The organism is Neobacillus sp. C211 (assembly GCF_051842875.1).
Classification (GTDB): domain Bacteria; phylum Bacillota; class Bacilli; order Bacillales; family Cytobacillaceae; genus Neobacillus.
This window is the reverse complement of record NZ_JBPXRO010000004.1, coordinates 233,789-246,934: the sequence shown is the minus strand read 5'-3', so window position 1 is coordinate 246,934 and position 13,146 is coordinate 233,789. Positions and strand designations below refer to the sequence as shown.

At 37.1% G+C, this 13,146-nt stretch carries 12 protein-coding genes and 2 pseudogenes; 3 read left to right on the top strand and 11 right to left on the bottom strand.

The window, feature by feature from the left end; translation table 11 throughout:
- Nucleotides 1-23: 23 nt before the first annotated feature.
- Nucleotides 24-1,991, bottom strand: coding sequence for an acetate--CoA ligase (locus tag ACSU6B_RS06285; RefSeq protein ID WP_410883663.1), 1,968 nt, complete (start codon nt 1,989-1,991; stop codon nt 24-26).
- A gap of 128 nt (nt 1,992-2,119) precedes the next feature.
- A complete protein-coding gene (locus ACSU6B_RS06280; RefSeq protein WP_410883661.1) occupies nt 2,120-3,259 on the bottom strand; it encodes an acyl-CoA dehydrogenase in 1,140 nt (379 codons plus the stop codon).
- A 244-nt stretch (nt 3,260-3,503) separates the two neighbouring features.
- On the opposite strand from ACSU6B_RS06280, the gene ACSU6B_RS06275 reads away from it, so the two are divergent.
- Nucleotides 3,504-5,324: a helix-turn-helix domain-containing protein gene (locus tag ACSU6B_RS06275; protein WP_410883659.1), complete on the top strand. Its 1,821-nt coding sequence runs from the start codon at nt 3,504-3,506 to the stop codon at nt 5,322-5,324.
- Nucleotides 5,325-5,506: 182 nt separating this feature from the next.
- Here the strand turns inward: ACSU6B_RS06275 and ACSU6B_RS06270 are convergent, their stop codons facing one another.
- The 3 genes and pseudogenes from ACSU6B_RS06270 to ACSU6B_RS06260 form a co-directional block, all read right to left on the bottom strand.
- Nucleotides 5,507-5,689: a 4-oxalocrotonate tautomerase gene (locus tag ACSU6B_RS06270; RefSeq protein WP_088086684.1), complete on the bottom strand. Its 183-nt coding sequence runs from the start codon at nt 5,687-5,689 to the stop codon at nt 5,507-5,509.
- Between the two features lie 24 nt (nt 5,690-5,713).
- A complete protein-coding gene (locus ACSU6B_RS06265) occupies nt 5,714-6,496 on the bottom strand; it encodes a 2-keto-4-pentenoate hydratase (RefSeq protein ID WP_410883656.1) in 783 nt (260 codons plus the stop codon).
- Nucleotides 6,497-6,579: 83 nt separating this feature from the next.
- Nucleotides 6,580-6,726 (bottom strand): annotated as a pseudogene (locus ACSU6B_RS06260) (aldehyde dehydrogenase family protein); the annotation flags it as partial.
- Between the two features lie 20 nt (nt 6,727-6,746).
- Here ACSU6B_RS06260 and ACSU6B_RS06255 point away from each other — a divergent pair.
- Nucleotides 6,747-6,874, top strand: a pseudogene (locus ACSU6B_RS06255) (amidohydrolase family protein); the annotation flags it as partial.
- A 135-nt stretch (nt 6,875-7,009) separates the two neighbouring features.
- On the opposite strand, the gene ACSU6B_RS06250 reads toward ACSU6B_RS06255, so the two are convergent.
- From ACSU6B_RS06250 to ACSU6B_RS06235, 4 genes are all read right to left on the bottom strand, one after another.
- Complete coding sequence (locus ACSU6B_RS06250; protein WP_410883654.1) at nt 7,010-7,588, bottom strand: uracil-DNA glycosylase; 579 nt, start codon at nt 7,586-7,588, stop codon at nt 7,010-7,012.
- 96 nt (nt 7,589-7,684) lie between these two features.
- Nucleotides 7,685-7,831: a hypothetical protein gene (locus ACSU6B_RS06245; protein WP_168243078.1), complete on the bottom strand. Its 147-nt coding sequence runs from the start codon at nt 7,829-7,831 to the stop codon at nt 7,685-7,687.
- A 155-nt stretch (nt 7,832-7,986) separates the two neighbouring features.
- Nucleotides 7,987-8,256 carry a hypothetical protein gene (locus tag ACSU6B_RS06240; RefSeq protein WP_410883652.1) on the bottom strand — a complete coding sequence of 90 codons (270 nt, stop codon included), beginning with the start codon at nt 8,254-8,256 and terminating at the stop codon, nt 7,987-7,989.
- Between the two features lie 254 nt (nt 8,257-8,510).
- Complete coding sequence (locus ACSU6B_RS06235) at nt 8,511-9,941, bottom strand: PLP-dependent aminotransferase family protein (RefSeq protein WP_410883650.1); 1,431 nt, start codon at nt 9,939-9,941, stop codon at nt 8,511-8,513.
- 308 nt (nt 9,942-10,249) lie between these two features.
- Here ACSU6B_RS06235 and ACSU6B_RS06230 point away from each other — a divergent pair, with 308 nt between their 5' ends.
- Nucleotides 10,250-10,588, top strand: a complete 339-nt coding sequence (locus tag ACSU6B_RS06230; protein WP_410883648.1) for a replicative helicase loader/inhibitor — start codon at nt 10,250-10,252, stop codon at nt 10,586-10,588.
- A 145-nt stretch (nt 10,589-10,733) separates the two neighbouring features.
- Here ACSU6B_RS06230 and ACSU6B_RS06225 read toward each other — a convergent pair whose 3' ends face one another.
- The gene (locus tag ACSU6B_RS06225) at nt 10,734-11,438 is read right to left on the bottom strand and encodes a response regulator (RefSeq protein ID WP_410883646.1); all 705 of its coding nucleotides are present in this window, start codon (nt 11,436-11,438) and stop codon (nt 10,734-10,736) included.
- A gap of 16 nt (nt 11,439-11,454) precedes the next feature.
- Nucleotides 11,455-13,047: an ATP-binding protein gene (locus ACSU6B_RS06220; protein ID WP_410883644.1), complete on the bottom strand. Its 1,593-nt coding sequence runs from the start codon at nt 13,045-13,047 to the stop codon at nt 11,455-11,457.
- Between the last annotated feature and the right edge of the window lie 99 nt (nt 13,048-13,146).

Here is a 13,146-nt window from a genome sequence, read left to right as displayed (position 1 = left end):
AAATGACTGTCTCTAATTAATAACTATTTAACTGATGACTTTTCAGCAACTATTTTTTGAATTTGCGCAACCGTCGTCGGGTCTTCTAGTCCTGTAATGTCGCCGGAAACCTTTCCTGATACAACAATTTCCTTTAATAAGCGGCGCATGATTTTTCCGCTGACTGTTTTCGGCAACATATCTGTAAAAATAATTGATTTTGGGGTTGCAATCTTACCAATTTGTTGAATGATGTGATTATTTATTTGTTGTTTTAGTTCCTCTGTTCCTTCATAGCCATCGGCCAAACGGACAAAGGCGAGCGGAACTTCTCCTTTAATTTCATCTGGGATCCCAATGATGGCGCTTTCAGAAACACCCTCACATTCAAGTACAGCACTCTCCATCTCCATTGTACTTAAGCGGTGTCCTGCTACATTAAATGCGTCATCTGAACGGCCAACTACCCATAAATATCCATCATCATCTAATAATGCTAGATCGCTGGCATAATAGCAGCCATCCACTTGGCTATAATAGGATGCGTAATATCGGTCTGGTTCTTTCCAAAGTGTCCGGCATAGCATAGGAAATGGTTTTCTAATAACCAGATTTCCTAAGACACCAGGTTTAACTGGGTTGCCTTCTACATCAACGATATCCATAACCGCACCTAAAAAGGCAGTACCTGAGGAACCTGGTTTCATCGGCGTCAGCCAAGCTGCTCCAGCTATAGGCGATCCTGCTGTTTCGGTTTGGCCCCAAGTATTATTGATATATACCTTCTTCTTTCCTAAAACTTCATATGTCCAATGCCAGGTTTCCGGATCGAAAGGTTCTCCAACAAGGGAAATGACATCGAGGCACGATAAATCAAATTTCTCTAATGCCTTTTCTCCCATACTTTTTAACATTCTTAATGCTGTTGGGGCAGTAAACAGTTTATTCACCCTGTATTTTTCAATGATTTGGTAAAAACGATCTTTTGCTGGATAATCAACAGCCCCTTCAAAGACAACGGTTGTTACACCATTCGCTAAGGCACCTGTAATTCCCCAAATATGCATGGTTAACCAGCCGATATCCGCGGTACACCAGAAAACATCGTCTTGATGGTGATCCATATGATACTTGGCATATGTGTAATTCTGTGTGACAAAAGCCATGCCGGAATGCACGACGCCTTTTGGTTTACCTGTCGTACCACTTGTATAAAACACAATACCGCTCTCATTAGCTTCAATTCTCTCTGGTTCACAAACGATACTTGCCGCTTTTGTCTGCTCATGCCACCAGTAATCCCGGCCATCTTTCATTTGAACCTCTGAACCTAATCGGTCAACAACAATGACTGCTTCGATCGATGGAATAAATGGTACAACATGATCAACTTTTTCTTTTAAAGGAATGAATTTACCCCGACGTTCAGTTGCATCCGCAGTGATTAATACTTTGGGCTCAAAATTGATGAGACGGTCTGTCAATGATTTTTCCGAATATCCTGAGAAAATTGTATTGTAAATAGCACCAATTCGAAAACAAGCTAAAACGGAAATAAAGGCTTCTGCCAGATTGGGAAGAAAAATAGCAACACAATCACCTTTTTTTACACCAAATGATTTAAGAACATTCGCAAAACGATTTACTTCAGCAAGAAGCATATTATACGTGTAAAATTTGGTGTCCCCGTTTTCACCCTCCCAAATGAGAGCAGTCCGGTTTCCTGCCCCATTTTCGATATGCCGATCAAGTAAATTTACACTTGGGTTACTAATGCCGCCGGCAAAAAAGCGAAAATCGGGGAGCTGTCCACTAATGGTTTCATCCCATGGTTCATACCAAACAAGTTCACGGGCTGCACGATCCCAAAATTTAGCAGGATCTTCTTGTGATTGTTTAAGCAGTTCATGATATGCTTTACTGCTCCCAATGGAGGTTGAACGAACTTTTTCTTCTTCTGGATAGATGAGTTTGCTATTTGAAACTACTTGTAAAATTCCACTGATATCCATGTAATGGCTCCTTTAACAATTTTTATTTCATCACTATGTCTCTATTAGGCTGTTGATTTCCGCTCCAATCAACGTAGTCTTTAAGATCAACCATCACCTTTAACACAGCCAATCCTATAAAAAATTTATTAACATCCAATTTGTTTGGCAATAACCATTCGTTGAACTTCAGATGTTCCTTCACCAATTTCTAAGAGTTTCGCATCACGGAAGAATCGCTCTACTTGATATTCCTTCATATATCCATATCCGCCATGAATTTGAACGGCTTGATCACATGCTCTCATGCATATTTCCGAAGCAAATAATTTCGCAAATGCCGCTTCCTTTTTAAAGGCTCTTCCTTGATCCTTTAACCAAGCTGCTTTAAAAACCATATTCCGGGCTAATTCAATATTCATTGCCATGTCAGCTAATTTAAATTGGATTGCCTGGAAGTTGGCTAAACTCTTTCCAAACTGTTTTCTTTCTTTTGCATATTGAAGAGCTTTTTCATAGGCCCCTTGAGCAATACCTACAGCCATAGCACCGATTCCAATTCTTCCGCCATCAAGCGTAGCTAAAAACTGTTTGTAACCGTTTCCATCTGTTCCCAGCAGATTTTCTTTAGGAACCCTTACATTCTCTAAGATAAGTTCTGTAGTATTTGAGGCATGCAGACCCATTTTTTCGTAGTTGTCGATTACAGTGAATCCTGGAGCTTTGGTAGGAACAATAAATGCGCTGATTCCGTTGATTCCTTTTGAGCGGTCTGTTACCGCTGTCACTGCAAGGTGATTAGCATAGCTTGCATTTGTAATAAAACATTTTGAGCCGTTAATGACCCACTCATCTCCATCAAGAACTGCTGTTGTTTGGGTTCCCCCTGCATCGGAGCCTGCATTCGGCTCAGTCAATCCAAATGCTCCAAAAGACTCTCCCGTACAAATTGGTGTTAAGTATTTCTCTTTTTGCTCATGTGTACCAAATAAATTAAGTGGAGCCCCTCCCAATGAAATATGTGCTGAATATGTAATTCCTGTTGATGCACAAACACGACTAAGTTCTTCAACGACAATTGCAAAGCTGATCGTGTCAGCCTCACCACCACCGTATTGTTCAGGAAAAGGCAGACCCATGATCCCTAACTCTGCTAATTTTGCAAAAATTTCCTTAGGGAATTCCCCCGTTCGATCACGTTCATCTGCACCAGGTGCAACTTCTGCATCAGCAAAATCACGAATTAACTTGCGTATCATCTCTTGTTCTTTCGTTAAATCAAAATTCATTTATCTACAACTCCTTTCTAAATATTCTGATTGTTTTAACCGAAAAAAATTAATCCACCACTACTTATCTTTACGCTGAACTCCTTTCATTATTTTCAAAACTTTCTTATAATAAGAATATAATCATTATGAATATTATGCTATGTACATTTTCATGAATATTATTATGAAAAATTTGTGTCTTTTACACAAAAACAGGAAAATGGATGAAATGTAAAAAATCGTAGAGAAAGGATGATGACAGATGCAAGATACCTTAACTCATCGGCAACTAAAGTCCTTAATCCATGTGTCAAACGTTATCAATTCCAAATTAGATATTGATACGATCTTTGATTCAATCATGAATGAAACGATATCTGTCGTTGAAGCGGCAGGAGGAGGCTCTATATGGATTTTTGACAAAAGCCAGAATCGACTCATCGCAAAATCAGCTCAAGGATTATTTTATCCACATATATTTAGGCAAATTAAACTAGTTAGCGGTGAATCTATGACTGGGATGTCTTTTGCTGCAAAAAAATGTCTCATTTTTTGGGATGAGGTAGAAATTAAACAGGCGCTGTCAACATTAACGCCATATAACAGAGATTTATTGGATCAGTCTATTCCGAGTAATTTTCATTTTACATCTGTCATTTCTTCACCTATTTTACAAAACGGAAAATGTATTGGCGTGATTACATTGGACTCTTTTGAACAATCTTTGCAGTTTAAGCAAGAGGATATTAATCTATTAGAAGCGATTGGCCACCAAGCAGCAGTTGCCTTGGAAAAATCCAGTCTTTATTATGAGAAGGAAAAAATGGTTCAGAAGCTTTCCCATTCAATCGAAATACATAGGAACCTGGCCAATCTCGTTGTAAATGGAGAAGGAATTCAGTCGATAATGAATTTTATACATAAAACAATAGGACAACATATGTTTCTCTTTGATGAAATAGGTGAACTTAGGGCTTCTGCCTGCTATTCTTCCTTTTCAATTGAAATGACCGAGTATATGAAAGCGTATGCAAAACAAATTATCCTAACACTTGAAAACTCACATACCGTTTCCGAAATAACATTAAATGATGAAATGTATCAATTAGTTGTATTGCCACTTGGGTCCAAATTAAAGTCTCTAGGCGGGCTAATCATCCTTTCAAAACAAAAAATGAATGAGGTGGATATCGCTGCTCTTGAACATGCTTGTACAGTCATTTCACTTGAACTGGGAAAAGAGCAAGCCGTTTTTGAAACACAGCAGCGTTTAAGAGGGGAATTCGTGACCAAGCTTTTTTCAGGACAGATCGATGAAGCACTTATTCAGAAAGCAAAAAATTTAAATTTTGACCCTAACCGAAACTATGTTGCCATACTTATTAATTTTGAGGATAAGTTAAACGAGCAAAAGGTAATCGGCGACCACTTCATAAGGAATTTACTCCATATGGCCAATACATTACTTGGGAGGAACTCGCAAGTAATGGCAGTAAGGGATGAAAATCAAATCGTTGCCCTTCTATCCTTGCATTCAAGAGTTTCTTCGTCCAATATTATTGCTGAATTAAAAGAACTTGCAAAAATTTTACAGCATGAGATTAAAAATAAATATAGAGAGTTAGACGTATCAATTGGGATTGGAAGAATTAAGCAAGGGCTTATTTTTGTCCACGAGTCATTTGTAGAAGCGACAAAGTGCATAAAGTTTCTCAAAAACTATCGTTTTGATCATAGAGTTCTTAGTTATACAGACCTTGGCGTTCAGAGGTTTATTTTACAAAATTCAAAGGAAGAATTGATTGATTTTATCCATGAAGTATTAGGTCCCCTCATTGAATATGAACAATCTAGAAAAGGCGAACTGTTAAGCACTCTGATTGTTTATTTAGACCAAAATCAAAACATAAAGAAAACGGCTGATTCTTTACATATTCACACAAATACCTTAAGCTATCGTTTAAAACGAATTGAGGAAATTCTATTAACGGACTTGAATGAAAGTCAACCATTATTTAATATTCATTTAGCCATCAATATATATCAATATATAAAAGATAACACTAGTGTTGCCTTAATTTAATTTCAAACTAGAGGTTACTTACTGATAACGTAAAAAACCGATTTCCTAATGGAACTCGGTTTTTTGTACTCTAATTATCTTTCTTATTTTCTAATACAAGCCATTTCCCCTCCCCCAGGAACCGCTTTCAGAATAGTATTAAATTTAAGTATGACGGTTTTACCACCATGCTCAGTCATTTTCTATTTTTCAACCGGCTCCCCAGCTTTTCCCCAATGCGTTTTAGGAATCTCGGTTACGAGAACTCTTATATTCTCCTTCGGTGAATCCAATGTTTCGGATACGGTGGTCGTGACATTGCGAATTAATTCAGCTACTTTTTCTTTCGGTCTACCTTCCATCATTTGCACATGAATAATAGGCATGAAAATCCCTGCTCTCTACAATTATTAATCTGTCACGGTAAAAGACACTTCGCCAAAACCATCAAATTTCCCGCTGACAACATCGCCAAAGTTCAACTTAACGGCAGCAGTAATGCCGCCAGTAATAATCACGTCACCCTTACAAACCTTTTCACCCTTTCTTGCCAGCATATTGGCAAGCATCGCCACAGAGTGGGCTGGGTGGCCAAGGACAGCAGCCCCTGCGCCCAATTCCTTGATTTCACCATTAATAGTAAGCGTAGCTCCGACAAGGTCTAGTTCAAATTGTTCCGGTTTTTTTAAGGTGGTGCCTAACACAACTCGTGACGTTGAGGCATTATCAGCAATCACATCCGGTAAAGTAAACTGGAAGTTTTCATAACGGCTGTCGATAATTTCCAACGCTGGAAGAACGTATTCCGTTTTTGCGAGAACCTGGGCGCCTGTCATGCCTGGGCCTTCAATATCTTCTCCTATCACAAATGCAATCTCTGCTTCCACTTTCGGATGGATCAAATCACTTAAACGGACTTTACCGCCATTTTCTATCAACATATAATCAAACACATATCCATAAATAGGCTCTTCAATGCCCATTTGCTTCATTTTGGCAAAGCTTGTTAAGCCCATCTTAGGACCAACTATTCTTCTTCCTTCATTTAATTTGCGGTTTACGATTTCTTGTTGAACAAGATACGCTTCCTCCACCGATAAATCTGGCTTCATGTTCACTGTTACCTTTGGAACATCACGCCGATCTTCCTCCGCTGAAACAAGGTAATTAGCAATATCCTGGTATTGACTCATTTTGGTATCTCCTTTTCTCCGTTTTAAAAATGGACGCTTACCTGCCCAATGTGTGCGAATCTTGCCGTAAATGAATCCCCTGCACCTTGGTTAATGAAACTTGATTTAATCGTCGTTTCAACTCCCTCATCAAGATCTGAGTCTGCAAAAATAATATTTGGATTTTTACCGCATTGTTCAAACGATAGTTTTTTCAAGGAACTAGATGCTGCTTTCATAATAGCAGAACCTCTTCCTAGTTCACTAATTTTTCATCCCTTTTTTTAAGAAGCAAATCGGCAAAAAGCAATCTTCTTTATTCATCCATTATTGTGTGTAGAGCCTCGATTAAATAGAAGAATGATGCCAAATTTGATAGGAGTTCCTTGGGAAACAACATAGGTAAATAAACGTATTTCACAGAAAAAAAGAGTACGGAAACTTTTTTCTCCCAAACTCCCTTTTTTTATTTATGACTTTTCAATTTTGGTTAATTCTTTATTTAGAGTGTTCACCATTTTTTCAGTGAATCTACTAAAAATTCAAATTTTGGTAGCGCTCTGCAACAAACGCCCAATCACTTAAAAACAAAGACCATAAGTTAGGACGCCGTCTTACAGCCAACGGATGGTAAGCCACCGCTGTCTGATATCCATGAACATTGTGCCAAGTACCTCGCAATGTCTTAACATCAACTTCAGAATTTTGAAAAAAGGATTGGACGGCTACATTTCCTAAGCATAGAATAAGATTGGGCTTTTTCTGTAGGATCTGTTGTTCTAAATGAACCATGCAGGTTTGGCGCACATGATCTTTTTCATAAGCACGCACCGGTCTTCTTTTTAGGATAAAAGTCACGTAAAGGTCGTCCGTCTTCAAGCCAACTTCTCTGGCAGCTTGTTGTAATGTTTGTCGTGTTCCGCAAACAATTAGATTCCCTTCTCGATCCTCTCTGGCTCCTGGGTTATCTAGTATAACCATTATAGGCGCTTCTGGATTTCCTTCTCCCCAGACCATACGTGATCCGTGCTTATAAAGACCGCATTCATGGCAATCTTCAAGGTTAACAGGGGTCGGTTCCTCCGGCCATATTTCCGGACAAAAAGCAGACATAGCTTCCATCTCCTGGTACTTGTGTTTGGAATAAATTGAAATTACCATCCGTTTTAATGGTGAAAAAAAGCAGCCAAGAATATCTTGGCTGTTTATTTAACGATCAAGTCCCTTTTTATTCTTTTCAGTATTATCATTTGGTGAGTCACCGGTACCATTTTTACTTTTACTATTAGGTGTTCCATAAATTTGATTATCTTTTGTTACTTTTGCTCCAGTTAGAAAATCATCCTTAGTTTTCATCCTCATCATCTCCTTTTATTAATCAGTTATATTATCTATGGAAAGGATAAGAATTATACTGAATAACTAAATTTGGGTAATTGTGTAATGGAGGAGAGCTTATCACATATTGATACTAGAAAACGAAGAAAGCGACCCCGAAATTGGAGTCGCCTTTAATAACTTTTGAAACTTTTCAAGTAACTGTTTAGCACTTTTCTATACCGCCATATATCTTTATTATCAACCGGAAGCTCATTTAGATCCCAAAAAGCTTGATACTTCCTATGAGCAGTAAGCGTGCCATCAGGATATCGCATAAATGTAACAGTGCCGTTGTTTTGATCATCTTGTAGGACAATGTAGTGCTTCGAACCATCCCAGCTGGCCAAATCACCAAACCTCTCACAAAAGAGCTCAACATCGGCTTTACTTCGAATAACCATTTAATTCACTCCTTGATAAAATTATTTGATTACCGCTCTTATACCGTGGTTTCTTGAGAGGAATGGACTTTTAGTTGCTTGGGTATTAATTGAAAAGTGAATTTCAAATATATTTGCTAGAAATATATTAAATAAAAAAATTAAAATTCGAGCGTTTATCATTGATTTGATAGTATTATAACATAACTGAAATGGATTTGCCGAAATGAATGTTAGGGTAATACTATGAACATGATCCTTTCAAACTTTAAGTATTAAATAGACCCTAGTGCCTCCGCAAACCTTTTAATTCCTTCATGTATTAATTCTTCATTTTCCCTAGCAAATGTAAAACGAACAAAACCTTTTTTGGACCCCATCGTGTAACCTGGGACATAAATAACTCCTCTGCTGATTGATTCCTCCAGTAATTGCATTTCATTCACCTCTTTTTTTATCCTGCACCATATATGAATTCCTCCCTGAGGGATGGAGAAATCAACTTTATCCTTTAAATAAAATATAAGACTAGTAATAATTTGGTCTCTTCTCTTCTCTAATTGTTTGTTTAAATTTTCGATATGAGAATGGAAATTTTCCGATTCTAAAAAATCATTTGCGATCCACTGAGTAAAACTTGCATGACCAAAATCAATTTGCTGCTTCGCATCGGATAATCTCTCAATAACAGGTGTGGGGCCTATAATCCAACCAATTCTTAATCCAGAAGCAACGATCTTTGTTAAAGAGCTAATATATAAGACATTTCCGTTAATATCCATTGATTTTAGAGTAGAGATCTTTTCCCCTGTAAACGAGGTTAAACTATAAGGATCATCCTCAACCACAGGAATACCATGTTCTGAAGAAATTTCTAAGATCGCTTTCCGTTGCTTTTCTTGAAGTAAAGCTCCTGTTGGATTTTGAAAAGCAGGATTCAAAAATATCATTCGGATTCGATGCTTTTTATGTAACGAAAGTAAGTCATCCGGGTTAATTCCAACTTGGTTTACAGGTATGAAATAGGGTCTCAGTCCTGCTGATTTAAAAATCGGAAGATTATAGTTATATGAGGGATCTTCCAATGCAACTGCATCTCCTTGTTTTAATAGGCATTGAACCACCAAGTGCAATGCTTGTTGTGCCCCAGATGTAATTAAAATGGATGAAGGATTTGTTTCAATTTTTCTATATTGCTTAACATGCTTTGCAATCGTTTCTCTTAATATTGCGTTTCCTTGCGGGTGATCATAACCTAAGCTTCCTATAAACGATCTAGAAGAAGTAATCTCACTTAAGTATTTCAGCGGAAAAAGATCCTCTGACAGTTCGCCGCTAGCTAGATTGATTAACTTCTGTTTTACTGCTTCCTTCCTTATCCTCTGTGTTATAGGCAAGTTAGGTAAAAACGATCCTGCTTCAATATACCTGTTCCAGTTCGGTATACGTTTCTTGGTAATTCCCCAGATATCTTTACTTATGGTCGTCCCGCTTCCTCTATTCCTTTGTATTAGTCCATTGGACTCCAATTCATCATATGCTGCAACTACTGTACTTCTATTTATGTTAAGGTCCTTAGCTAAATTTCTTTCAGAAGGTAATGGTTTATCTGGAGGAAAAGTACCATCTGCAATTCCATTTTCGATATAATCAGCAAGTTGTTTATATATAGCTTTTTTGGCTTGGCGATCTGGTTTCCAATCCATTTATTTCAGTCCTTATTATGTAATGTAGTCTAACTATTATGTTTCTTTATTAATATTATTAATCGTTTGTTATGAACTTTAAAAAAACCCAATGTTCATAATAATTAATTACCATCCAAATTATCATAAATTTAACCATCCACTTTTATTATAACTTACAGCCCGTTGTTTTGCGAAAAGGCCATCAAGTCAATACTAGAAGCGTAGAAAAGCGGCAAACAGCCTAAAAAGTCAAAAAAGGAATCCATGTCTGACCGGGTGGAATGGCTGATTCATGAAGGGAAAATTATATTAGAGGAGGAATCGCATTGACCAAGGAAGAGGTAGTCAAACTTTTAATACTTATTGAATCGGTTTATCCCAACTGCATTTTTAAGGACGAGACGGTCCAGCAATGGTTCCAATTTTGTTCTGAAATGGATTATGAAAAGGTAATGGCGAAGGTGAAAAACCACATTCGAAAAAGTCCTTTTCCACCTGCGATTGCTGAAATTGCGGTATTCTCTTTTGAAGAAAATAATTTTCCAGAAACATTACAAAAATGGATGAGGAAAGGACGGGAGAGAATTGAACACGAACGCGAATCTAACCAACGAAATACATTACCTGATTGGCTTGCTGAATATTCAGCAAGAAAATATGTTTAATTCCTCATTCACTTCTTGTGCTGAAAACATGGAGTTTGGCAAGAAAAGCAAATGAAAATAAAAATAACCCGATTAAGGCGTGCACAGTCTTAGTCGGGTTTATTCTTTCTAAAATAATGAACTGTTCTAAGAAAAAATGCCCAGATTACTTCTTCCGATATCTCCTTTCAGGGCGTCCTATGGTTCCGTAAATAACTTCTACTTCCATCTCATTAATTGCAACTAAATACTCAAGATATCTCCTGCCAGTAGAATGACTGGCTCCGATTATTTTTGAAAAATCATCTGCATTTATGTTTTCATTTATATCCTTTATTTGTTTCCTGACTTTTTTTAATGTATGTTTATCAATTCCCTTAGGCAGTATTTCAGGTGGTTCCTCCTGGGCTAAAACCGCTTCCCGTGGTTGTTTTACTCTAAAAAAATCGTTAACATCTTCCTGTTCAACAATTGTTAATTTAACTAGTTTTTCTCTAGTCTCTTTGAACTGTTCCAGCACTTCAAGAAACTTGTTAATCATAATGGGTTTAAGGATGTAACTGTATGCTCCTCCCCTGATTGCTTCGCTTACAGTGCCAACATCATTAGCTGCTGTTATCATAATTACGTCCATACTTCTCAGTTTTCTTCTAATCTCCCATAATAAATCTGTCCCATTCATATCAGGAAGAAAGACATCGAGCAAAATAAGATCGGGAGTAAATACATTCAACATATCAAGTGCCTGCTTCCCCGTATTTGCAATGGCGACTACTTGAAATCCTTTTGCTTTATCAGTAAATTTTTCATAAATTTTAGCCGCTGTTTCATCATCTTCTATAATCATCACTTTGATTAGTTCCTTGGTCATCCTTAATACCCCTCTCTTAGCTGCCTTTTGGTAAAACGATTGTAAATTGAGCTCCGCCTGAATCACTTGTAGAAATAAAAATCTCCCCATCCAGTTTTTTTAAGGCATTTTTAACAATGGCTAGTCCTAGTCCATGATTTTCTCCTTCTTTTGTCGTAAATCCTTGAATAAAAATCATCTCCTGCCATTCTTCAGGGATTCCTTTACCGTTGTCTTCTATATCAAAAATGATATCGCTTCCAATATCTGTGAAGGAAACTTTTACATAGGCGCCATTAGAATTAGCCCGAACAGCTGCCTCCATGGCATTATCTATTAAATTACCAAGTATGGATACAAATAATTTAGTATTTAATGTAGAGGGGATATCTTCCAGGTTGCTGTCTTTATCGATTTCAAGTTCTACTTTTAATTCCTTTGATCGATTTATTTTTCCAAGCAGACAAGCCGCAATAAAAGGATCTTTAACTGAAGAAGTTAAAAAAACCACAATATCTTGACGTTCTTTGACTTCTTCTGAAATAAGTTCCCTTGCTTCGTCATACTGTTCAAGGGTAATCAATCCATAAATAGTGTTTAATCTATTTAAATATTCATGATTTTGCGCGCGGATATGGTCAGAAACGTTTTGTACTTTTGAAATCTCATCTATAATTTCCTCTATTTCGGAAACAGGCCGGATGGTTAATACGGCACCTCGTGTTCTTTGTTTCTCCAGAATCGGTGATGCGTCAACCAAATTTAATTGGTCACCAAAAATTACCTTTTGATTAATAATATTTTGTTGACTGCCCATTACGGATTCTATTAGAGCGTGTAGACGGCTATGCTTAATTCTCATCCCCTTCTCGATCTCATCGTGTTTCAACAACTCTCTTGCCCGTTTATTGATGGAAGTTACTTCACCGTCTATGTTGACTGCAACAGTGGCATCTCTAATTGATTCTAAGGTAGCTTCTTTTTCTTTAAACAAAAAGGATATTTCTTCTGGCTCAAGGTTAAAAATTAGTTTCTTTACCCTCTTTGATATAATAACTGCCCCAGTTATCCCAAATAACAAAATAAAAATAGAAAACTGAAGTAACTTAAGACGGTAGCTATGTACTTTTCCCTCTACTTCTGAGGTTAAGAAACCAACGGACGATACACCAATTATTTCTCCGTCCTTATTATAAATAGGGGTTTTTGCCTTAATCGCCTTTCCTGAAATTCCAGTTCCTTCATATATAATTGAGGCATTATTTTCAAATACCAGTTTGTTGCTTGAACCCATCGGCTTTCCTATATATTTTGTTATCTGGTGAGAGTACCGAATATTTTCTTTATTGCCAATTACTACATAGCCGGCTCCTGTGGATTTCCGTATTTCTTCTGCAATGGGCTGTATAGTTAAAGAAGGATTGGGTTCCTTAAATGCATCGATAATATGTTCCTTTTGAGACGTCATCTTCGCTACTGCCATAGCCTGGTTACCCAATGAAGTTTTAATCATATCGTCAATCATCATGGAAAAAAGAGCACTTACAGAAACAATAGTAATTAAAATAATAGTGGAAAAAAATACAACCATTTGTGTTAACAGTCGTGGTTTTTTTATTTTTTTGCCCAACTGGTTTCCCCTCGCTAAATATCTCAGAAGATGTGATTGTTCATATTATATATCAATAATAGCACTATTCTAATATTAGGTTCAATTCTATCAATTTTA

Coding starts and splice junctions, on each gene's coding strand:
- ACSU6B_RS06285 (WP_410883663.1), bottom strand. CDS start 1,991: ATGGATATCAGTGGAATTTTACAAGTAGTTTCAAATAGCAAACTCATC.
- ACSU6B_RS06280 (WP_410883661.1), bottom strand. CDS start 3,259: ATGAATTTTGATTTAACGAAAGAACAAGAGATGATACGCAAGTTAATT.
- ACSU6B_RS06275 (WP_410883659.1), top strand. CDS start 3,504: ATGCAAGATACCTTAACTCATCGGCAACTAAAGTCCTTAATCCATGTG.
- ACSU6B_RS06270 (WP_088086684.1), bottom strand. CDS start 5,689: ATGCCTATTATTCATGTGCAAATGATGGAAGGTAGACCGAAAGAAAAA.
- ACSU6B_RS06265 (WP_410883656.1), bottom strand. CDS start 6,496: ATGAGTCAATACCAGGATATTGCTAATTACCTTGTTTCAGCGGAGGAA.
- ACSU6B_RS06250 (WP_410883654.1), bottom strand. CDS start 7,588: ATGTCTGCTTTTTGTCCGGAAATATGGCCGGAGGAACCGACCCCTGTT.
- ACSU6B_RS06245 (WP_168243078.1), bottom strand. CDS start 7,831: ATGAAAACTAAGGATGATTTTCTAACTGGAGCAAAAGTAACAAAAGAT.
- ACSU6B_RS06240 (WP_410883652.1), bottom strand. CDS start 8,256: ATGGTTATTCGAAGTAAAGCCGATGTTGAGCTCTTTTGTGAGAGGTTT.
- ACSU6B_RS06235 (WP_410883650.1), bottom strand. CDS start 9,941: ATGGATTGGAAACCAGATCGCCAAGCCAAAAAAGCTATATATAAACAA.
- ACSU6B_RS06225 (WP_410883646.1), bottom strand. CDS start 11,438: ATGACCAAGGAACTAATCAAAGTGATGATTATAGAAGATGATGAAACA.